The 21,473-nt window shown below is 41.5% G+C and carries 16 protein-coding genes; 11 read left to right on the top strand and 5 right to left on the bottom strand.

What is annotated here, in order from left to right:
• The first annotated feature begins 99 nt into the window (after nt 1-99).
• The 3 genes from IM797_RS03240 to IM797_RS03230 all read left to right on the top strand — a co-directional run bounded on the left by IM797_RS03240 (nt 100) and on the right by IM797_RS03230 (nt 5,088).
• Nucleotides 100-2,385, top strand: coding sequence for a c-type cytochrome (locus tag IM797_RS03240; RefSeq protein ID WP_194125641.1), 2,286 nt, complete (start codon nt 100-102; stop codon nt 2,383-2,385).
• Nucleotides 2,386-2,996: 611 nt separating this feature from the next.
• Nucleotides 2,997-3,632: an outer membrane beta-barrel protein gene (locus IM797_RS03235; RefSeq protein WP_194125640.1), complete on the top strand. Its 636-nt coding sequence runs from the start codon at nt 2,997-2,999 to the stop codon at nt 3,630-3,632.
• A gap of 106 nt (nt 3,633-3,738) precedes the next feature.
• Entirely contained in the window at nt 3,739-5,088 is a 1,350-nt protein-coding gene (locus IM797_RS03230) for a PhoH family protein (RefSeq protein WP_194125639.1), read from the top strand.
• On the opposite strand, the gene IM797_RS03225 is transcribed toward IM797_RS03230, so the two are convergent.
• The gene (locus IM797_RS03225) at nt 5,085-5,273 is read right to left on the bottom strand and encodes a hypothetical protein (protein WP_194125638.1); all 189 of its coding nucleotides are present in this window, start codon (nt 5,271-5,273) and stop codon (nt 5,085-5,087) included. The genes IM797_RS03230 and IM797_RS03225 overlap by 4 nt on opposite strands.
• Nucleotides 5,274-5,421: 148 nt before the next feature.
• Between IM797_RS03225 and IM797_RS03220 the strand changes: the two genes are divergently transcribed.
• Together IM797_RS03220 and rpiB are read left to right on the top strand one after the other, a co-directional pair.
• Nucleotides 5,422-7,284, top strand: coding sequence for a M1 family metallopeptidase (locus tag IM797_RS03220; protein ID WP_194125637.1), 1,863 nt, complete (start codon nt 5,422-5,424; stop codon nt 7,282-7,284).
• A gap of 199 nt (nt 7,285-7,483) precedes the next feature.
• On the top strand, nt 7,484-8,329 hold the full coding sequence (rpiB, locus tag IM797_RS28580) for a ribose 5-phosphate isomerase B (RefSeq protein WP_194125636.1): 846 nt from the start codon (nt 7,484-7,486) through the stop codon (nt 8,327-8,329).
• A 49-nt stretch (nt 8,330-8,378) separates the two neighbouring features.
• Here rpiB and IM797_RS03210 read toward each other — a convergent pair whose 3' ends face one another.
• Entirely contained in the window at nt 8,379-10,115 is a 1,737-nt protein-coding gene (locus tag IM797_RS03210) for a thiamine pyrophosphate-dependent enzyme (RefSeq protein ID WP_194125635.1), read from the bottom strand.
• Between the two features lie 222 nt (nt 10,116-10,337).
• Here IM797_RS03210 and IM797_RS03205 point away from each other — a divergent pair, with 222 nt between their 5' ends.
• Nucleotides 10,338-12,926 (top strand): phosphatidylglycerol lysyltransferase domain-containing protein, encoded by a 2,589-nt coding sequence (locus tag IM797_RS03205; RefSeq protein WP_194125634.1) that lies wholly within the window; start codon nt 10,338-10,340, stop codon nt 12,924-12,926.
• A 3-nt stretch (nt 12,927-12,929) separates the two neighbouring features.
• Here IM797_RS03205 and IM797_RS03200 read toward each other — a convergent pair whose 3' ends face one another.
• Together IM797_RS03200 and IM797_RS03195 are read right to left on the bottom strand one after the other, a co-directional pair.
• Nucleotides 12,930-13,622 (bottom strand): alpha/beta fold hydrolase, encoded by a 693-nt coding sequence (locus tag IM797_RS03200; protein ID WP_194125633.1) that lies wholly within the window; start codon nt 13,620-13,622, stop codon nt 12,930-12,932.
• 17 nt (nt 13,623-13,639) lie between these two features.
• On the bottom strand, nt 13,640-14,404 hold the full coding sequence (locus IM797_RS03195; RefSeq protein WP_194125632.1) for an AcvB/VirJ family lysyl-phosphatidylglycerol hydrolase: 765 nt from the start codon (nt 14,402-14,404) through the stop codon (nt 13,640-13,642).
• Nucleotides 14,405-14,969: 565 nt separating this feature from the next.
• Here IM797_RS03195 and IM797_RS03190 point away from each other — a divergent pair.
• The 5 genes from IM797_RS03190 to IM797_RS03170 are packed head-to-tail and all read left to right on the top strand — an operon-like array spanning nt 14,970 to nt 20,924.
• Nucleotides 14,970-16,070: a porin gene (locus IM797_RS03190; protein ID WP_228098697.1), complete on the top strand. Its 1,101-nt coding sequence runs from the start codon at nt 14,970-14,972 to the stop codon at nt 16,068-16,070.
• A gap of 17 nt (nt 16,071-16,087) precedes the next feature.
• Nucleotides 16,088-17,563 carry an anion permease gene (locus IM797_RS03185; RefSeq protein WP_194125630.1) on the top strand — a complete coding sequence of 492 codons (1,476 nt, stop codon included), beginning with the start codon at nt 16,088-16,090 and terminating at the stop codon, nt 17,561-17,563.
• Between the two features lie 10 nt (nt 17,564-17,573).
• Complete coding sequence (locus tag IM797_RS03180) at nt 17,574-18,242, top strand: succinate dehydrogenase cytochrome b subunit (RefSeq protein WP_194125629.1); 669 nt, start codon at nt 17,574-17,576, stop codon at nt 18,240-18,242.
• 6 nt (nt 18,243-18,248) lie between these two features.
• Nucleotides 18,249-20,165, top strand: coding sequence for a fumarate reductase/succinate dehydrogenase flavoprotein subunit (locus tag IM797_RS03175; protein WP_194125628.1), 1,917 nt, complete (start codon nt 18,249-18,251; stop codon nt 20,163-20,165).
• Between the two features lie 12 nt (nt 20,166-20,177).
• Nucleotides 20,178-20,924, top strand: a complete 747-nt coding sequence (locus IM797_RS03170) for a succinate dehydrogenase/fumarate reductase iron-sulfur subunit (protein ID WP_194125627.1) — start codon at nt 20,178-20,180, stop codon at nt 20,922-20,924.
• A 3-nt stretch (nt 20,925-20,927) separates the two neighbouring features.
• Here IM797_RS03170 and IM797_RS03165 read toward each other — a convergent pair whose 3' ends face one another.
• Nucleotides 20,928-21,419: an Lrp/AsnC family transcriptional regulator gene (locus IM797_RS03165; RefSeq protein ID WP_194125626.1), complete on the bottom strand. Its 492-nt coding sequence runs from the start codon at nt 21,417-21,419 to the stop codon at nt 20,928-20,930.
• Nucleotides 21,420-21,473 lie beyond the last annotated feature (54 nt).

Here is a 21,473-nt window from a genome sequence, read left to right as displayed (position 1 = left end):
AATGAAGGACTATTTTCTGAGATAATTGTTTGGTATTTGTGATAATTTTATTCTTTTGGCTACATTGGAAATGGTTTTTCACACAAATGCCGGGTTGCTATGAGATTATTTGGATATGTTTTTGTTATGCTGTTGCTGCTTTGTTTATATCAATGTCAGAATTATAAAAAGGTTTCTTTGCTAAAAAAGGAAGTACCGATTGTTGATTCTGCAAATGCTCCAGTGATCTCCGCTGATGCGGCTATTCATTTAATGCAGGTTGAACCCGGTTTTGAAGTGAAGCTGGTGGCTGCAGAACCCTTGATCAGTGCGCCTGTTGCCATGAGTTTTGATCCTTCGGGCAGAATGTGGGTGGTTGAAATGATGGGCTATATGCCAGATGTTTCCGGAAAAGGCGAGGACAATCCGAATGGTAAAATTGTCATTCTCGAAGATACCAATGGCGATGGAATTGCAGATACCCGTAAAGTTTTTTTGGACTCCCTGATATTGCCGCGGGCGATTTGCTTGATTGGCGGTGGGATATTGGTGGCTGAGTCTCCAAATCTATGGTATTATGAGATACATGCCGATCATCCGGGAAAACGAACGCTGGTCGACAATCAATATGCTGTAGACGGCAATGTGGAGCATCAACCAAATGGCTTGTTCCGGGCTATGGACAACTGGATTTATAATGCCAAGTCAAGTAAACGCTATAAAAAAACAGGAAACCATTGGCGCATTGAGCGCACGCATTTTAGAGGGCAGTGGGGAATCAGTCAGGATAATTACGGACGTTTATATTATAACGACAATTCCAGTAATTTGATTGGGGATTATTTTAGTCCGGGTTATGGCGCCTCCAATCCAAATCAAACTGTGGTGGCAGGATATGAGGAACGCATTGTGCGAGATAACCGTGTATATCCCATTCGTCCAAATACTGGAGTAAACAGGGGGTATCAACCGGGAGTGCTGGACGATAGTTTACGCTTGAGAAACATGACGGCGGCTTGCGGACCGGTAATTTACCGGGGTGATTTATTTGGAAATCAATACGATTTTAATGCTTTTGTGGCAGAGCCAGCTGCGAACTTAATTAAACGGGATGTGCTGAAGGATGAAGGCATGGTTATAAAAGGTGAAGCGGCATATTCGGGAAAAGAATTTATAGCGAGCATGGATGAGCGTTTCAGACCGGTGAGTTTATACAATGGCCTGGATGGTGCCTTGTACATCGTTGACATGTACAGAGGAATTATACAGCATAAAACCTATGTTACACCTTACCTTAAGGCCGAGATTGAGAAAAGGAAGCTTACAGGTCCGCTAGGATGTGGCCGGATCTATAAAGTTGTTCCAGTAGGAAAGAAAGCAGTTTCAGTCAAGTTTGCGAAGGATCCTCAGCAATTGGTTGCCTTGCTGGGACATCCGAATGGTGCGGTTAGGGATATGGCACAGCAGATTTTGATTGACGCAGGCGGCAAAAAGGCGGTTCCTTATTTAAGGCAAGCCTTGCGCAATTCTTCGAATCCCTTACAGGTGATTCAGGCCATGTGGACTTTAGAAGGTCTTTCTGCGTTAGAGACTCAAGAGGTGCTGACTTTGTTGAAAAGTAAAGAATGGCCTTTGCGTATGCAGGCACTACATGTTTTGCCTGCGGTAATTAGTGGCAGCTCTTATCCGTACTACCTTATTGCTTTAAAAGATATGGTTATTAAAAGTGATGCACTCTCTGCCATTTACATTGCGTACGCCCTCAATGCAATTAAACCTTACCAGGAGGAAACCTGGGAATCCCTGTATTTATCCTTACTAAAAAAATATCCGGCAAATGCCTATCTCGCTTCAGCGATGATTAGTAGTGCGGCTTATAAAGAGGAATATTACAAGGATAAATTCTTTGCCTTATGGCCGGATAGCAATATGGCGATTAATAAGCAACTGAATGTACTGGTGAATAAAATCAGAAGCGCCAGAAAACACAGGGATCCTTTGGCTCTGGCTAAAGCGTTTCCAAAAGGGGCTGCTTTATTTGCTTCAAGTTGTCAGACCTGTCACGGTGCAGATGGTAATGGCATTAAGTCCCTTGCACCGCCATTGAACAAATCAGAATGGGTGACTGGAAATAAAGACAAGTTGATTTCGATCGTGTTGTACGGACTTACCGGGCCGGTGAAGGTAAACGGACATTTGTATGAATCGCCGGAAATCTCAACCGATATGCCAGGAATTGCACATAGTGAAGAGATTTCGGATGAGGATGTGGCTCAGGTACTTAGTTTTATCCGGGGCGGTTGGGAGAACAGTGCCGGCAAAATTAATGTTGGTGATGTGGAAAAGATACGGTCGGGACTAAAAGGCAGGCAGAAAGCCTTCACTATAGCCGAATTGGAAAAATAGCAGTGTGCATAACTTTGTTAAAAACCGGTGGAAAACATGTTGATAATTCTTGTTAATTAATTTTGGATCAGATAGTTATTGTATGTAGATTAGTACTATCAATTACGGAGTACTTTGACAGTCTGACAAAACACTAAAAAGAATACTGGCTTAAGGGCAAAAGGTTCTGGTGATTTTAAAAGATCAGTTTAAAACAATGATATTCAATGGAGACAAAGAATATATAGGTTAAACAAATACAGTTGCTGCGAAGTAAGGGTATAAGCTGAGTCTGAACAGACGATACAGATCAGATAGCACATTTTAAGGAATGACTACGCTGTGGTAAATTAGACGGGTTTTGAAGTTTTTTGGAACTAAGAAATTACGAAATGTTAAAGGATACAGAAGTATTGGTGCTTTTTTAAAGCTAAGGCAATAAAAAGGCGAGAACGGAGCACTGAAATCGAAAGAAGACGGTCTCCGTTTTCTTTTTTTTAAGGATTTTATACGCCTTAATTATAGTCTGGATTGTGATTTGTTGTTTTTACTGAAAATAATTCGGAATTGGATTTTTTTATTAGAAAAGATCTGATTAGATTCGTTTTAACACATAAAAACAAAATACACAAATGAAAAAACAATTATTAACTGCTCTTGTAGTAGCGGCTTCGCTATGCGGCTACGCGCAAACCAAAGGAACTAACGCTCTGGGCTTTGGTATTACTTCTCAAACTTATAAAAGTAAGTATCTGAATGGAGACTCAGCTAATCAGGAAGCAAACGAACAAAAGTTTAATTCTTATGGCTTAAGTTACGGCTTGTTCATTAAGGACAATACCAAGCTGGGTATTGAATTTAATTATGGAAACCAGAACAATAATTTTAAGGATCATGTTTCCGGTAGTAAAACGAAGACTTACGGTGGGGGTATCAATTATCAGCACTATTACCCACTTGTTCAAAGGCTATATGCTTATGCTGGCGGTAGAGTTTATTACAGTATGTCTAAAGACGAAAGTGGAAATGACAATTATGACGATGCTACATCTAATAATTATTCTGTAGGCGTGAATGGTGGCGTTACCTGGTTTGTTTCTAAGCGCTTTGCTTTGGAGACGAGTTTGCTGTCAGCCAATGCCAGTTATTCAAAGATGAAAAGAACCAACTCTGGTACTGGTTCTTATGAAAATACGGTCAGCTCATTTAATTTGAGTAGCACAGGTTCATTGAGTGATCTTGGATTTAAAATCTATGTATTGTTCTAGAGTTTAATGTTCTTAGCAAAAGATATGGAATTAAAGCACGCTTATGGCGTGCTTTAATTGTTTTTGGACCTATCGATTTCAAATCTTTTCGCTATTTTTATAAGTGATGCGTAAAACTAGTAAACACCAGCTTTCTGAACAGAAAATCTTCGTACTCGACACTTCAGTGATTCTTTATGATCATAATGCGTTTAAAAACTTCCAGGAACACGATGTAGCCATTCCCATCCAGGTTTTGGAGGAATTGGATAATATGAAGAATGGAAATGAAACCCGGAATGCTGAAGCGCGCAGCTTTATCCGTTTAATGGATCAGACTTCTGGTGATCGGATGATGACCGACTGGATTTCTTTAAATGGAAGTAAAAGTGGTCGGTTTAAGGTGGTGATGGACCATACGCCTGACCATATTGATGCAGAAGAGGTATTTGGCAAAGGTAAATTTGACCACCGGATCTTAAATGCGGCATTGAGTTTAAAACAAGAGTTTCCAGAAAAAAAGGTGGTGCTGGTTTCTAAAGACATTTGTCTGCGGTTAAAGGCAAAGTCGCTTGAACTGCATGCTGAGGATTACGAGACCGGAAAAATTAAAAATGTAGATGATCTTTATTCTGGAAAGTCGCTGCTGAGCAATATCGCCGATTCAGCTTTTGCTGCACTTAAAACACAAGGGACATTGGAAATAGGAGCTTTGGACCTACCAGAAGACGAAGCGAACCATTTTTACATTTTAAAAGGCAAGCGTAAAACGGCCATCACTTATTATGAAGCGAAAACAAGACAGCTCAGTTTAATCAAGACGCGCAGCATATTTAACATTTCTCCGCTTAATGATGAACAATCTTTTGCGATCAGTGCCTTACTTAATCCGGCCATTAAACTGGTCACTATACAAGGTAAAGCGGGCACCGGAAAAACTTTGCTGGCCATTGCGAGTGCACTGGAGCAGCGGAAAGATTACAGACAGATTTACGTAACCCGGCCCATTGTAGCTTTAAGCAATAAGGATATCGGCTTTTTGCCCGGTGATGTGAAGTCTAAAATTGATCCTTATATGGCGCCCATATGGGATAATTTAAGGTTCATTAAAGAACAGTACAACGACGATCCAAAAATGCAGTCGCGCATTGATGAATTTGTCAGTACGGAAAAGATTGTGATCACACCTTTAGCGTATATTCGTGGCAGAACACTAAGTAAGATCTTTTTTATTGTGGATGAGGCACAGAATTTAACACCGCATGAGATTAAAACCATCATTTCGAGGGCGGGTGAAGACACCAAGATTGTATTTACAGGAGATATCTATCAGATAGATACTCCATATCTGGATGCTGAAAGTAATGGATTGTCTTATTTAATTGAAAGTGCTAAACACCATGATTTATATGCTCACATTACCTTAGATAAAGGCGAACGGAGTGAATTGGCCAATCTGGCTAATGATTTACTTTAGTGTTGCGCTTTTTTAGGCGTGTGAAATAATTTGTCTGCTTCTTCCTTCAGTCTATTTAGCTTTTGATTCACGATGTTGAATTTTTCTTCAATCTCGGCCTTTTTTGCAAGAAGATTTTTTACAATTTCAGTTTGAGTTTGCTCTTTTTCTGTCAACTCTTTCTTGATAGGATTGGAATTTTCCATATTTTGTGGTGGTTTTGATTAAAAATAAAGAAAGCTTCGTTAATGTTGGGTATTCATTTTGTTCATGTGTGTATCTTATCGAGATGTTTGAACAAAAAGCACGTGTTTGAATAAAAAATATTACTTTCATGGCAGCTAATAATTCGTAATGAAGAAACTTTCCTTAATTATTCCTGTCCTGATGATCATTGCTTGTCAGCAGAAAAATAAACACACAACTGCGGCAAATGATCAGCAGCTTGTTAGTGACCCGCATTCCTTTTCTAATCCAGCAATTGCGTATGTGAAGCACCTTGATTTGGACTTAAACGTTGATTTTGAAAAGCAGCAAATCAATGGCAAAGCAAGTTGGACAATTGACAACAAGGCTAAGGCCAAAGAGATTATTTTTGACAACAGTAAGCTGAACATTGAAAAGATTACGCTTGGACCCGATGAAACGCCAACTACTTTCAGTTTCGGAAAAGAGGAGGAGTTTATTGGTAAAGCACTAAAAGTAGCCATATCTCCTGAAACCGATCGGGTTCATGTCTATTATACCACAGATAAGCAGGCAAGTGCCCTGCAATGGTTAACACCTCAGCAAACTGCGGGTAAAAAACATCCTTATTTATTTACACAGTCGGAAAGTATTGCTGCGCGCAGTTGGATTCCTTGTCAGGATAGTCCGGGAATTCGCTTTACCTATAATGCTGTCGTAACAGTTCCAAAAGCGCTTTTGGCCTTAATGAGTGCAGAAAACCCAACGATAAAGAACGACAGTGGTGTATATCATTTTAAACAGGTACATGCCATCCCTTCTTATTTGCTGGCATTGGCAGTGGGGGACATTGCTTTTAAAGCCGTAGATTCCCGTACTGGCGTATATGCCGAACCTTTAGTTTTACAAAAAGCCGTCTGGGAATTTGCCGATATGGGTAAAATGGTTACTGCTGCAGAAAAACTCTATGGCCCGTACCGTTGGGGAAGATATGATTTACTAGTCTTGCCGCCCAGTTTTCCATTTGGAGGAATGGAAAATCCGAACCTGACTTTCATTACGCCCACCATCATTGCAGGTGATCGCTCTTTAGTCAGCATCATCTGTCATGAGCTGGCGCACAGCTGGAGCGGAAATCTGGTGACCAATGCGACCTGGAATGATTTCTGGCTAAATGAGGGATTTACCAATTATTTTGAACGCAGGATAGATGAAGAACTGTATGGCAAAAAGGAAGCTGATATGCAGGCTGTTTTTGCGAGGCATGCGTTAGATGATGCGATTGCAGATATGGGGGCAACAAGTAAAGACACACACTTAAAAACAGATTATACTGGTAGGAATCCGGATGAAGGTACCAATGATATTGCTTATGAAAAAGGTTATTTCTTTTTACGCAGCATTGAGGCTGCGGTAGGCCGGGAAAAGTTTGACGCATTTTTAAGAGGGTATTTTGATGGCCATGCTTTCCATTCCCTGACTACCGAACAGTTTTTAGACTATCTGAATAAGCATTTGATTCAGGGCGACCCAAAATTAGAACAGCAGATTGATGTTAAAGCCTGGGTATACGGTCCCGGAATCCCGGCAAATATTGTTGCTGTTGGGGCTGAACGGTTTAAGGTGATTGATGCGTTGTTGGCTAAATGGCAGAAAACAGGACAGGTCAGCGGATTGAGTAAGGAAATTGTGTCCAGTAATGAGAAACGTTATTTCATCAGTCGGCTTCCTGCAGATTTGACAGCTGTTCAGATGTCAGCGCTAGATGCAACCTTTCATTTTACCGCCTCCAACAATACGGATGTACAATTGGCCTGGTATACCCTGGCCATTCGACATCATTATGGCGCAGCTGATCAGCGAATTAGGGCTTACTTAATTGAAAACGGACGCATGTGGCACATCATTCCCCTCTATAAAGAATTACTGAAGACGCCTGAAGGAGCTAAGACTGCCAAAGACATTTATAAAACAGCCAGGGGAAATTACCATCCAATGACCTATTTGGCCATTGACAAATTGCTCAAATAGTTTTTTTTAAAAAAAATATAACCTTGTGTTTTTTGGCATACTCTTTGTATTTAACATTACGGTTTAGTTTGGTTTAGGTTGATCTGTGGTGGATCGACCTTGTTTAACGGGAATAGTCGCCAGACTTTATTCCCGTTAATTTTTTACACCAATTGATCTTTTTCGATTTCATTTTTTAAAATATTCCTATATTGAATTTATGATTGATGTTTGCTGTGCCTTGATTATAGACGAAAATGGGAGGGTTTTTGTGGCTCAAAGAAGCGAGACCATGAAACTACCCTTAAAGTGGGAATTTCCAGGCGGTAAATTAGAAGCGCAGGAGACTGCCGAAGCTTGTATTGTACGCGAGATCGGAGAGGAGTTGGGCATAGCGATTCAAATTCTGAACAGATTGGCTTCAAATGAACACCATTATGATGATTTTAGTATACGGTTGACTCCATTTGTATGCAAAACAACAACTCCGACTGTCAGCTTAAAAGAACATGTGAATTGTTCCTGGATGAAACCGGAAGAATTGCTAACTTTAGACTGGGCTGACGCAGATGTACCCGTTGTACATGCATATCTGAAATATAATACAATGAATAAACAGATGAAAATTATTATTGGATCGGATCATGCCGGTTTCGTGTATAAAGGGATTATTATACAGTTGCTGGTCTCCATGGGACATGAAGTTTTGGATCTTGGTGCTTATGATGAAGTTCCGAGCGACTATCCGGATCATGCTGCTGATGTGGCAGAGGCGTTATTAGCGAAACAAGGAGATCGTGGGATTTTGATTTGCGGAAGTTCGGTAGGGGTTAGCATTGCTGCCAATAAGTTTAAAGGCATTCGCGCTGGTGTTTGTCACGATACGTATTCTGCCCATCAGTCTGTAGAACATGATGATGTAAATATCTTATGCCTGGGTGAGCGCGTAATAGGTATTGAGCTGGCTAAAGATATTGTCATTGCATTCTTAAACGCAAAATTTTCCGGAGAAGAACGGCATGTAAAGCGTCTGGCAAAAATTACTGCGATTGAAAATAGGGTTTAAATTTTCGTTATCTCGTTTTTGCTGCGGAGATGACGAAAAATTGAATGACTTATAAAAGCTCTTTAAGGTGTTTGTAATTCGATTTAATGGTATCCAGTACTTCGTCCATTTTACCGCCCAGAATCATTTTTCCCATGGTAACCGCATAGCCTTTCATTTGTTCAAATTCAATTTTTGGCGGCATAGCCAGGGCTTCCGGATCTGTCATGATATTGATCAATACCGGGCCAGGATGTTCAAAAGCATCGGCTAAAGCTTGTCTGACTGCATCCGGTTCGTTAACGGTCATTCCCCTGAAGCCCATCGCCTGGGCAACCATTGCAAAGTCTGGATTTACCATATCCGTCTGATTATCAGGTAAGCCTGCAACTTCCATTTCCAGTTTGACCATGCCAAGTGAACGGTTGTTGAATACTACAAGTTTAATGGGTAAGTTGTATTGTTTGATCGTGGCTAAATCGCCAAGTAACATAGATATTCCCCCGTCACCACAAAGGGCCACAACCTGTCGTTCCGGATGTGCCAGGGCAGCGCCAATGGCCATAGGCATTGCATTTGCCATCGAGCCATGATTGAAAGAGCCCAGTAATTTGCGTTGGCCGGTAGAATCAATATAACGGGCACCCCAAACACAGCACATACCGGTATCTACAGTGAATATGGTATCTTTATTGGCCAGTTCATTGATTGCAGCAGCCACAAACTCAGGGTGTATCGCATTTGTTTTACCGCTATCTTTAACATAGGTGAGCAAATTGTCTTTGACCTTTTCGTATAATTCCAAATTGGATTTTAGAAAACTGTCTTCCTCCTTTGTTTTTAATAGAGGTAAAAGTGCCTGGAGCGTGTCTTTTGTTTTTCCGCATAACCCCATTTCCAGTTTTGCCCTGCGTCCAAGTTTTTCTGGTTTTTCGTCAATTTGAATGATCTTTTTATCATCGGGGATAAAAGGGGCATACGGGAAATCTGTACCCAGTAACAACAGCACGTCTGCTTCGTGCATGCTATGATAGGCTGCGGGTAAGCCGAGTAGGCCTGTCATTCCGACCTCATAAGGGTTGTGGTGTTGAATGCCCATTTTTCCTCTGAATGAGTATCCAACAGGTGCTTTGATTATACTTGCCAGTTGAACAACCTCATCGTGGGCCTCTTCGGCACCTATACCGCAGAATATGGTGATTTTATGGTTGCTGTTGAGGATCTCTGCCAGGGTGTTTAGTTCTGTTTCTGAGGGCCTGATGACCGGTTGACTGAAGTAGTTTTGACTTGCCGAGATGCTTTCTTCCGCCGGCATTGCAGCAACATCACCTGGAAGACCAAAAACAGCAACTCCTTTTTTATGGACGGCATGTTGGATGGCTGCTTGTAACATTCTGCCAGCCTGCATGGGGGTATTGGCAATCTGATTGTAGTGGCTGCAATCGTCAAACAATTTAATGGTATTGGTTTCCTGGAAATAATCTGTACCAAATTCCTGGGTGGCGCAAGTGGAAGCAATGGCAATTAGTGGTACACCTGAGCGGTGCGCATCATAGAGTCCGTTGATCAGGTGTACGTGGCCTGGTCCGCTGCTCCCGGCACAACAAGCCAATCCATCCAGTTCTGCCTCTGCTGCTGCGGCAAAAGCACCTGCTTCTTCATTTCTGACGTGGATCCATTGGATTTGTCCGTTTCTGCGTACGGCATCATTCAATTCGTTCAGGCTATCGCCTGTAACGGCATAAATGCGTTTTACATTGTTGCTAATCAGCATTTCTACAATTTGGTCTGCTACCTTTTTACCCATGTTGGTGTGTTGTGATGTTGGAATAGAATAGAATTGTTTCGTATTTGTTTAATTTAAAACACCCAATGATGTAAATAGTTTGGTACTCCGTTATGGAGGATAACCGTTGTTTTGCTTTAAAACTTTTCTACACCCAGGTTGTTGTGGTTTTATGTTGGTAACTATTCATCCAAATGCTTGAAAAATATGCTTAATTCGAGATCTTTTTTTTAGAATTGCAGTATGAACAGAGCTAGATTATACATCTCTAAACTTTTCTATAATAAATTCTTTTGGCAATTGTTTTTGGCCCTTTTTATGATTGCTATGGCTGTTTTTTTTATAAGGCAAGAGCATATAGAGGTCATTAAGATCAAAGCTGAACTGGAAAGAAGTCAGCCCTGGTACATTGGATTGGGGTTGGTCCTGACCATAATTTATATTCTGGCGCAAGGTTTAATGTATATTTATAGTTTTAAAGCACTCAATAAGCGCATTTCGATGGGGGTAGCTGTCAGGTTATTTCTAAAACGAAATCTGGTTAGTGTTTTTTTACCTGCCGGCGGTTTTTCATCGCTGGTCTTTTTTACTGGTGAGATCGAAGAACAGGGTATTACCAAGTCGCAAATTCATTTGGCCTCTACGCTGTTTGGCTTTTGTGGGATTTTGTCTGTAGTTATCGTTGCTGTTCCTGTACTCGGAATTGCCCTGCTTTTTACACAGATCGGAACAGCCGAATTGCTTAGCTTTTTGTTTTTGCTACTGCTAACCGGAGCATTTATCCTGTTGATTTATTCCATTTCGGTTAAGGGAAAGGCGTACCAGTGGATCTCCAGGGTAAGGCCGTCTTTATCGACCATACTAGATGATATGGTTGATCAGAAGATCAACAGGAAACAATTTTGGATGACCTTGTTGGTTTCCATTGGAATAGAGGTGATCGGGATTGTGCACCTTTACATCGCGATGTTAGCACTTGGTTTTAATGCGAGTTGGCCTGCAGCAATTATCGGATATATAGTGATGGTGATTTTGTTGATCGCCTCGCCTTTTTTACGTGGTTTGGGCGCTATTGAGGTATCTCTGACTTTCGTACTTCAGCAATTTGGTTTCCCGGTTTTAGCGGCGGCGACCATTACGCTTTTGTTCAGGTTTTTCGAATTTTGGATTCCATTGATTGCAGGTATATTGAGTTTTATTACCAAGAAAGACAACTTAATCCTGAGGATTTTACCTGCATGTATCATTTTAATACTCGGGATTGTCAATATCATTTCAGCAATTACGCCAGCCATTCCTGCACGACTCAGGATGGTCAAGAATTTGCTTCCTGAAGATCTGATTGCAACCAGTAATTCCCTGGTGCTCGTTTTTGGTTTAATCCTGGTGATTATCAGTATTTTTCTTTTGCAGGGCTCCAAACGCGCCTGGTACACAGCCTTGTGTTTAACCATATTTTCTTTCCTTGGTCACCTGATCAAAGCTGCGGATTACGAAGAGGCGCTGCTGGCTTTTATTGCCGGATCATCGTTGCTTTACACCCGAAGTTCGTACAAATTAAAACCCCATTCCCGACTGGTATCTATCAATTATGCCGTTTTGTTATACGCGGTACTGGCTTTACTTGCTTATGGAGTATTGGGTTTTTATTTTATGGATAAGCGTCATTTTGGTGTGGACTTTAAATTTATTGAATCCTTAAAGGCTGTTGTGAAATTACTGCTGTTAATTGACTATCAGGGCATGGTACCTTTAACCAGATTTGGCGCGCATTTCCAGGATTCCATTTATATTTCCGGCGCACTCATTATTTTATTTGTCATCATCAGTCTGTTGCGCCCGTACTTTTCCAAACCCTATAATTCTGTTGAAGATTTTGAAATTGCGCAGGCATTGGTTGTTCAGTATGGAAACTCAGCCTTAGATTATTTTAAAACCTATCCTGATAAATTGTTGTTTTTTAATCCTGGTAAAACTGGTTTTGTAAGTTTTAAAGTTACCCGTCATTTTGCGATTGTACTCGAAGATCCTGTAGCAGCAGATGAAGTCGGGAAAATGGAGATGATTAACCTTTTTGAAGATTTTTGCCAGCAAAATGGCTTTATCAGTGCTTATTATCGCGTTCCAGAGCGCTCCCTGCCTTTGTACAAATCTACAGGAAGGAAATCTATACCCATTGGGGAGGAAGCTATCCTGGATCTGACTGCATTTAAATTGGAAGGCGGTAAAATGAAAACTACCCGAAGTGCCATCAGCAGATTAACCGCAGAAGGCTATGATTTGAAGGTGTATACCGCGCCAATTAAAGAAGGTCTGCTTCAAAAGCTGGAAAAAGTATCTGACAATTGGCTGGACGAGTTGAAGCAGAAAGAAGTTGCATTTACCCAGGGGGTTTTTGATACCAGTATCTTAAAAACGCAAACCATCATCACTGTTGAAGATCAGGAAGAGAAAGTTTATGCTTTTTTAAACGTCGTACCTGATTATGCTCCTGGAGAGGCCACTTATGATTTGATCAGACGCGTTACGGATGCGCCTAATGGAGTTTTGGATATGTTATTGGCCAAGACCTTCATTTACCTGAAAGAAACCGGCTACACGTCTGTAAATATGGGACTGGCACCAATGTCCGGTATGGAGGATGTGAACATCACTCAGAAAACCATCAAATATGCGTACGAGAATTTTAAGGCATTTGGTCAGTTTAAAGGATTGCGACGCTATAAAGAGAAGTTTTACCCCAATTGGGAGAAAAAATACCTGATTTATAGTCACAATTACCACCTATTACAAGTGCCTTCAGCCTTAAGGCGGGTTTCTGAAGGGAGCTAGCGTTTAAACTCCCTTAATCACACTACCTGCAACTGCTTTCAAGTCGTCCTGGTAATGGTGAGATCCCGGTATGGTGATTTTACGAATTTTGTTAATGTCTTTGAGCTCCTGGCTGAAGTCTGTGGTTTCCTCTGCGCCGAAAATGCATAGCACCGGAACTTTGACTTTCAGCAGCTCGGGGTAAACTTTGTATTTGTCTTTATTGGTGTTCCTGGTCGCAATCATATTGATAAAACGAACTTCGAAACTATTAGAATAGCCGGGTGATAACAAAATCAGCGACTTTAGCTTATCTGCAATTGGATCTGTCAGGTGATTGGGTAAAAATGCAGCTACTTCAGCGCCAAAGGAATAACCAACCACACAGAAATTATCTTTTTTCCAAGCGTCAAGGTAGTGGTTCATAATGACACTCATATCGGCCCCAAACTGGGCGGGGGTTTTCTGCGACCAAAAGTATTTTCTGGTGTCTAAAGAGATTACGGGAAAGCCCAGTCTGTTCAATTCATTAGCAAGGTCAATTGAAAAGCTGTTCCAGCCACCATCTCCGGTCAGGAATACAAGAATGGGTTTATTGGCATTTTTATATTGCGCATGAACCGGATACTTGCTGATGTCAGGTTTGGTCTGGGCATAACTGCTTGTAAAAAGAGCAATTAATGCGAATGCCAGTCGCCATTTAAGTTTCAATATCATGGGCAGGATACTTTGTGCTATTTTTTGTTAACTATGGTTTCGACGATAAGCTGGTAGGCTGATTTGTCGTATTTATGATCTCCAGGCAACAATTTTAAGAAAAAATTCTTTCTTTTCACAGTGCCCAGTGGTTTTGGATCTTCGTCTTCGCCATAGAAACAGAGCGTAGGGATCCTGATTTTTTCAACTTCTGGCTGAACTTTAAAACTGCGGTTATCTCCTCCGATGTTCAGTAAGTCAGAAGTATGTACCATAAAATCGCTGCTGGCAAAAGGTGAAAGCATGGCTAGTTTTAGGGTTCTTAATCTCAAATGTAAGGGAAGCCTGTTGTAAATAAATGGCACTACATCTGCGCCAAATGAATACCCGCAAATGATGATGTTTTCAGCATGATATTGTTTTCTGTAAACGTCAATCAACATGGCCAGATCATTTGCTGTAGCCCTCGGTGTTTTTTGATTCCAGAAATAACTTCTGGAATTGAAGCCTACTGTATTGAAGCCGGCGATGGCGAACTGAAGGGAAATCTGGTCTTCAAATTCAACCCATCCTCCGTCTCCGGATAAGACCAGAATCAAGGTATTTGAGCGCTGGTCTGCGGCAGGGTAGAAGAAGATAGGGAGGTCAAAATCCGAGCGTCTGATGCCATTGTTTTTCGCGTATCGATCTCGCTTAATTAAGCTGCAACTGCTCAGACTGAACAAACAAATGACGCCCACAAGTACCGCACAAAATGCATTTGGAGAGACTGAGGTTTGTGAAGTCATGGAGCTGATATTCATTGTTTATTTTTAATGGCCGAACTACAGGTTTAAATATAGAAATTATCTTCCGCCAGTGCTTCAATTTAATGTTTTTTCGCGTAAAAATGATTTTAAACTGAATAAAATTATTGCTAATATTTTTAGTAATTAAAATGTAGGCCATCGGCAATTTTGGCAGTGTTTCAAAAGTGTATTGTACTGGTGTTTCTGTATTAATTTTTACTTTATATAAATTATGTTTTATTATTAATAATCAGTATATATATGTAGTTTATATAACTTAAAAGTTTAGTTTATTTTGTTTATTTTACTTGTTTATATGTTAAACATTATATTTTTATGAAAATCATCTACAGACCATTTTTATGGCAAATATTTAGTCATTAATTGCCTGCTTTTCCATTCTTATTTTAATGCTGTCCTCTGTTTTTTTCGTCCAATCAAATTAATTTGATTACTTTTAGTTAAGCGCTTATACATGATGTGTGTTACTTTTTTTAGTGACCTGAGACATCCTTTAATCGTGATGTTTTTTTGATCTTTGATGAGTAATCCCTATTCTATGATAAGACATCGACTTTTAATGCTTTTACTTATTTTTACTGTGTACGACAGTTCTGCACAGGAACCCTCAAAGTCAGATTCTGCAAAAACAAAGATCAGTATGAAAGGTCTTTTTCAGGCCAGATATGCTGTTGGCTTTAATAAAGATATTGACTTAAACGGTCTGCATCATTCCGACGGAAAAGCCACGTCAAATGGCTTTGATATTAAGCGGGCGAGGCTTCAGTTTTTAGCGAAAATCTCTGATCGGACCGATGTGGTATTACTGCTTAATCTTGCCGATTTTAAATCAGATCCTAAAAACAAAGTATTGGAAAATGCATACCTGACTTATAAATGGGATTCCCATTTAAATTTGAAAGTGGGTCAGTTCAGACCGGCCTTTGGTCTGGAAGACATGTACCCGGTGGATGTGATTAAATCTATGGATTACTCCAACCAGTATACAGCCTTCGGTAACAATGGCTGGCAGAGTTTTCAGATCGGCGCGAGTGTCTATGGCGATTTTAAAGGAGAAATTCCGGTCAGGTATGAGGTCTCAGTGGTCAATGGAAATAACAGGAACCAGATCATGGACAATAATAATGGCAAACATTTCTCTTCCCGTATAGAACTCGGTATTCAAAAGAGCCTGAATGTGAAGCTGGGCTTAAATGGTGGGATAGGTTCTGTATCGGGCAGCGAAGTTTATGCCACCGGACTCGACCTTTCCGGCATAATTCCTTTGGCAAAAAAATGGTCGCTTGATCTCGAGATGGAAGGCAAACAAGGAAACAACCATACTTTTTTTTATGGACTGGATTCTGCAAGCCGGGTAGGGAATGTGAACCAATATCAGATGCGTGGAATTTATGTGCTGCCCAATCTACGTTATGCAATCAATTATAACCGGTTGAGTTCTTTGGAATTCTCCTGCAGGTACGAGTACTTTGATCAGGATTTTAAACATACCGGAAATCCCAGACAAACCTGGACTCCAATGATCAGTGCCGAGTTTTTGAAAGCTTATAGTGCAAGAATTCAGCTGGGACTAAGTATCGACAGGTATAAAAAGAATATCAAAGGATCTAGCCAATACAACAATGAATTGTTTATTGTGCAGGTACAATCCAGGCTCTAATCATTTAAATTTTTGTTATGAAATCAACTCCAGTTGCAAAGGGAGCTACAGTTGCTCCGGCAAGTAAGGAAATTCAACCCGTTCCGCTGCTCATCACGGTTGCTGTGGCATTAATCATCTGGTTTATTCCGGTTCCTGATGGGGTAAAGCCCGAAGCCTGGCATTTGCTGGCCATTTTTTTAGGTACCATTTTGGGCATCATCTTAAAAGCGGCCTCTATGGGTACCATGTCTATGATTGCCATTGCCATGGTCGCGGTTACGGGCGTATTGGCTCCAGGCAATCCCGGAAAATCCATTTCCATGGCGCTTAGTAGTTTTGGCGATAAGGTGATCTGGTTGATCGGGATTTCATTTTTTATTGCCCGTGGATTCATTAAAACCGGACTTGGAAGTCGCATAGCTTACTTGTTTATCCGGGTATTTGGCAAAAGTTCGCTTGGTCTTGGATACGGCCTGGGGCTTGCAGATCTGGTGCTGGCACCAGCGATCCCGAGCAATACGGCTCGTGGTGGGGGTATCATTTACCCGATCATGAAATCCATGTCGATGAACTTTGGCTCATTTCCTGAACAGCCGGAAACTCACCGGAAACTCGGGTCTTACCTTACTTTAAATTGCTATAACATCAATCTGATTACTTCAGCCATGTTTCTTACCGGAACTGCAAGTAACCCGATGTGCCAGAAGTTTGCTAAAGACCTCGGCATAGACATTACCTGGATGTCATGGATGTGGGCAGCTATTGTTCCGGGGATCATTTCTTTAATCGCCGTTCCATATATCCTTTATAAAATCTATCCGCCAGAATTGAAGAAAACTACCGGTGCTACGCAAATGGCTTCCGATAAGCTTAAAGAAATGGGACCGGTTAGCCGCAATGAATGGTTGATGCTCACCGCTTTTATTTTGCTGCTGATTTTGTGGATCACGGGTGACCTGTTTAAAATAGATGCCACCACAACGGCATTTATCGGTCTGGTCTTTTTACTGCTTTCACAAGTGTTGACCTGGGAGGATGTGAAAAGTGAAAAAGGAGCCTGGGATACCATAGTTTGGTTTTCCGCACTTGTCATGATGGGGAGTGCCCTGAATCAACTCGGACTGATTCCGTGGTTTAGTGGGCTTGTAAAGGCGCAAATTGGGCAATTAAGCTGGACAATGGCTTTTCCAATTATAATTTTGGTTTATTATTACAGTCATTACTTGTTTGCCAGCGCTACGGCACACGTGGCTTCCATGTATGCTGCCTTATTGGGTGTCGGCATTTCTGTAGGTATACCACCCATGTTGCTGGCACTTTCACTGGGGTTCTGCGGAGGAATATTTGGTACGCTTACGCATTATGGACATGGCCCAGCTCCTGTATTTTTTGGAAGTGGGTTTGTGGATGTCAAAAGCTGGTGGTCAAGGGGCTTTATTTTAAGTATTGTGCTACTGGTGATCTGGATGGTAATCGGTGGTGCCTGGTGGGCTTTAATTGGTGTTTACTAAATATTACCCTATGAAACCGAAACCTTTTTCTACCTTATTCAGGAAATACCTGATGGCCTTGACCGGATTGTTCCTTTGTTTTTTTTTAGTGATCCATTTATTGGGTAACCTACAATTATTTTTGCCGGCAGAAATGGCCAGAAATAGTTTTAACTGGTATTCTCATTTGCTTTCAGGTAATATTTTTATCAAAATAATCTCCTATGTATTGTATGCCGCTATTGTCATTCATTGCGTTGATGCACTGTTAATTACTGTGTTTAACCGCAAAAAAGCAGGAAACTATGCGTACGACAAACGTGCAGTGGCCAGTAAGTGGTATTCCAGAAATATGGGGATCTTAGGTACTATTATCCTGGTGTTCCTGGTATTTCATTTTAAAGATTTCTGGTATCAGTATAAGTTTGGAACGATGCCTGTAGATGATGCGGGAAATAAAGACCTCTATGAAATCGTAATCAAAGCTTTTCAAAATATCTGGTACGTGCTGTTCTATGTTTTGGCCATGTTTGCTTTAGGTTATCACCTGCTGCACGGATTTTACAGTGCTGCACGCAGCTTAGGCATCTATCACCCCAGGTACGTTGCTTTTATCCGCATTTTTGGTATCTGGTACAGTTACATCATTACCCTGGGCTTTGTGGCCATACCGTTGTATATCTATTTTATTCATTATTAGAAAGCTATGGAACTAAACGCTAAAATTCCACCGGGTCCTCTGGAACAGAAATGGAGTTATTATAAAGATCATGCAAAATTGGTTAATCCGGCTAACCGAAAAAAACTGGATGTGATTGTAGTTGGTACCGGTCTTGCAGGGAGTGCTGCAGCTGCTTCATTGGCCGAGATGGGCTATAAGGTAAAATCTTTTTGTTTTCAGGACTCTGCGCGGCGTGCACATTCAGTAGCTGCTCAGGGAGGTGTAAATGCAGCGAAAAATTATAAAAATGATGGCGATAGTGTTTACCGGATGTTTTACGATACACTGAAAGGTGGTGATTTTCGTTCACGTGAAGCCAATGTATACCGTTTGGCTGAGTGTTCCCTGGCTTTAATTGATCAGGCCGTTGCACAAGGTGTTCCTTTCGGGCGCGAATATGGCGGCTATCTCAACAACCGGTCTTTTGGAGGTGTGCAGGTCAGCCGGACCTTCTACTCCCGCGGGCAGACCGGTCAGCAGCTTTTGCTCGGTGCATATCAGGCATTGATCCGACAAGTCAGTGCCAAAGCCATCAGTCTGTATACGCGGCATGAAATGCTGGATCTGGTTGTCATAGATGGAAAGGCCAGAGGAATTATCGTCCGAAACCTGGACACAGGAGAAATTGAACGACATGCTGCACACGCTGTGATTCTGGCTACCGGGGGATTTGGTAAAATCTATTACCTCTCCACGCTGGCTATGGGTTGTAATGCTTCGGCCATATGGCGGGCCCACAAAAAAGGGGCATTTATGGCGAGTCCGAGCTGGACCCAGATCCATCCGACTTCGCTTCCGCAATCTGGCGAATATCAGAGTAAGCTGACCTTAATGTCAGAATCTTTAAGGAATGATGGACGCATTTGGGTGCCATTAAAGCAGGCGGACAATCGTAAACCTAATGACATTCCGGAAGCCGAACGTGATTATTACCTGGAGCGCAGGTACCCTGCTTTTGGTAATTTAGCTCCGCGGGACATCTCTTCCAGGGCTGCAAAGGAACGGATTGATGCAGGATTTGGCATTGGCGCTCAAAAAAATGCGGTTTACCTTGATTTTTCAAAGGCAATTAAAGAACAAGGTCAGGACAAAATCAAAGAAAAATATGGCAATCTTTTTAGCATGTACCGCAAAATCACAGATATTGATGCGTATTCAGAGCCAATGATGATTTCGCCTGCGGCACATTTTTCTATGGGCGGACTCTGGGTTGATTATGAGCTCATGACTACGATACCAGGTCTTTTTGCCTTGGGCGAAGCAAATTTTGCAGACCACGGGGCGAACAGGTTGGGTGCAAACTCCCTGCTTCAGGCCTGTGTAGACGGTTATTTCATTGCTCCGTACACCTTGTCGAACTACCTTTCAGACGAAATTAAAACCGGATCGATTGATACCAAACATCCCGAATTTGAAATGGCAGAAGCGGCTGTAATTGAACAATTGCAAAAGTTATCTGCAATAAATGGCAATAAAACAGCTGATTATTACCATAAAAAGTTAGGTAAATTGTTGTATGACCATTGCGGCCTTTCCAGGAATAAATCTGGATTGGAGTATGCCATATCCGAAATTAAATTGCTTAGGGCGGATTTTTACCAGCACCTGAAGGTTCCGGGTACGCCAGCTGAAATGAATGGGGAGTTGGAAAAAGCCGGTCGTGTGGCCGACTACCTGGAGGTTGCTGAATTGATGTGTTATGATGCTTTAACGCGGGAAGAATCCTGTGGTGCACATTTTCGCGAAGAATATCAGAGCCCTGAAGGCGAAGCCATGCGAAACGACGAGAAGTTTTGTTTTGTGTCTGCCTGGGCATGGACCGGCTTAAATCAGGAGCCCAAACTTTATCCTGAACCTTTGGTTTTTGAAAACGTAGCACTCACGGTTAGAAGTTACAAGTAAAATAAGAATCCTATGAAGATCTATCTTAAAATATGGCGTCAGTTGAATGCTGGTGCAGAGGGGAAAATGATAAACTATGAAATGGACAATGTGATCCCGCATATGTCTTTTCTGGAAATGATGGATACCCTCAATGAAAAATTGATCCTGGAGGGGGACAGGCCTGTCGAATTTGACCACGATTGCAGGGAAGGTATTTGCGGACAGTGTGGACTGATGATCAATGGCAGGGCTCATGGGCCTTTAAAACATACGACCACCTGTCAGTTGCACATGCGGGAATTTAAAGATGGTGATACCATCTATATTGAGCCATTTCGCGCAGCCGGCTTCCCCGTTAAGAGAGATCTTAAAGTAGATCGTTCTGCCTTTGACAGAATTATTGGGGCCGGAGGTTTTGTTTCTGTGAATACTGGGCAGGCACCTGAAGCCAATGGCATCCCCATTGCGCACGAAATCGCAGAATCTGCATTTGATTCTGCCGCCTGTATAGGTTGCGGAGCATGCGTGGCCACTTGTAAAAACTCCAGTGCCGCATTGTTTACAGCTGCAAAAATCAGCCACCTGGTCAAATTACCTCAGGGTAAAGTAGAAGCTCAAAAAAGAGCCCTATCTATGGTTGCCCAAATGGATGCAGAGCAGTTTGGACATTGTTCCAATACCGAATCCTGTGAAGTAGAATGTCCACAAAATATTTCGGTACTTAACATTGCCCGGATGAACTGGGAGTTTGGTAAGGCTGCCATCTTTCGTAAGTAAATTTTAAAGCAACTGGTGTGTTTGCTTGATGGTTCCCATGACAAAAATACTATTGGTCTGTGCAATGCCTTTGATTTCGCTGAGCCGGTTTACAAAAAAGTTGTGGTGGCTTTCCATATCCTGCGCAACTATTTTAAGCATAAAGTCAAAATCACCAGAGATGTTGTAGCACTCAATGACCTCTTTGAATTGCATAATGGCCTCAATAAATTCACTCGCTATTTTTTTATTGTGTTCTTTCAGGGATACCTGGCAAAATACCATGATTCCTTTATTTACTCTTCTGTGGTCTAATAAGGCCGCATATTGTTTAATCACTCCGCTTCTTTCCAAACGTTTGATGCGCTCATGGGTCGGGGTTGCACTTAAATGAACCAGACCTGCAATTTCCCTGATGGTGAGCTTCGCATTTTCCTGCAGCGCCTTTAAAATCTCAAAATCTTTCAGATCTAAAGGAGTCGCTGCAGGTTGATCTTGTTCTGTTTTTGCTTCCATTGCTTTCTTTGAATGTGTGTTTTGTTCTGTAAAAATACATGTATATGAGTTTTT

It is taken from the genome of Pedobacter sp. MC2016-24, from assembly GCF_015223055.1.
Classification (GTDB): domain Bacteria; phylum Bacteroidota; class Bacteroidia; order Sphingobacteriales; family Sphingobacteriaceae; genus Pedobacter.
The sequence above is the reverse complement of the archived record's forward strand: the minus strand, read 5'-3'. Positions and strand labels throughout refer to the sequence as shown.

Excerpts from the sequence above, each read along its gene's own strand:
- IM797_RS03225 (WP_194125638.1), bottom strand. The coding sequence starts at position 5,273 with ATGGAAAATTCCAATCCTATCAAGAAAGAGTTGACAGAAAAAGAGCAA.
- IM797_RS03200 (WP_194125633.1), bottom strand. The coding sequence starts at position 13,622 with ATGATATTGAAACTTAAATGGCGACTGGCATTCGCATTAATTGCTCTT.
- IM797_RS03235 (WP_194125640.1), top strand. The coding sequence starts at position 2,997 with ATGAAAAAACAATTATTAACTGCTCTTGTAGTAGCGGCTTCGCTATGC.
- IM797_RS03170 (WP_194125627.1), top strand. The coding sequence starts at position 20,178 with ATGAAGATCTATCTTAAAATATGGCGTCAGTTGAATGCTGGTGCAGAG.
- rpiB (WP_194125636.1), top strand. The coding sequence starts at position 7,484 with ATGATTGATGTTTGCTGTGCCTTGATTATAGACGAAAATGGGAGGGTT.
- IM797_RS03165 (WP_194125626.1), bottom strand. The coding sequence starts at position 21,419 with ATGGAAGCAAAAACAGAACAAGATCAACCTGCAGCGACTCCTTTAGAT.
- IM797_RS03240 (WP_194125641.1), top strand. The coding sequence starts at position 100 with ATGAGATTATTTGGATATGTTTTTGTTATGCTGTTGCTGCTTTGTTTA.
- IM797_RS03230 (WP_194125639.1), top strand. The coding sequence starts at position 3,739 with ATGCGTAAAACTAGTAAACACCAGCTTTCTGAACAGAAAATCTTCGTA.
- IM797_RS03185 (WP_194125630.1), top strand. The coding sequence starts at position 16,088 with ATGAAATCAACTCCAGTTGCAAAGGGAGCTACAGTTGCTCCGGCAAGT.
- IM797_RS03205 (WP_194125634.1), top strand. The coding sequence starts at position 10,338 with ATGAACAGAGCTAGATTATACATCTCTAAACTTTTCTATAATAAATTC.
- IM797_RS03180 (WP_194125629.1), top strand. The coding sequence starts at position 17,574 with ATGAAACCGAAACCTTTTTCTACCTTATTCAGGAAATACCTGATGGCC.
- IM797_RS03220 (WP_194125637.1), top strand. The coding sequence starts at position 5,422 with ATGAAGAAACTTTCCTTAATTATTCCTGTCCTGATGATCATTGCTTGT.
- IM797_RS03190 (WP_228098697.1), top strand. The coding sequence starts at position 14,970 with ATGCTTTTACTTATTTTTACTGTGTACGACAGTTCTGCACAGGAACCC.
- IM797_RS03210 (WP_194125635.1), bottom strand. The coding sequence starts at position 10,115 with ATGGGTAAAAAGGTAGCAGACCAAATTGTAGAAATGCTGATTAGCAAC.
- IM797_RS03195 (WP_194125632.1), bottom strand. The coding sequence starts at position 14,404 with ATGAATATCAGCTCCATGACTTCACAAACCTCAGTCTCTCCAAATGCA.
- IM797_RS03175 (WP_194125628.1), top strand. The coding sequence starts at position 18,249 with ATGGAACTAAACGCTAAAATTCCACCGGGTCCTCTGGAACAGAAATGG.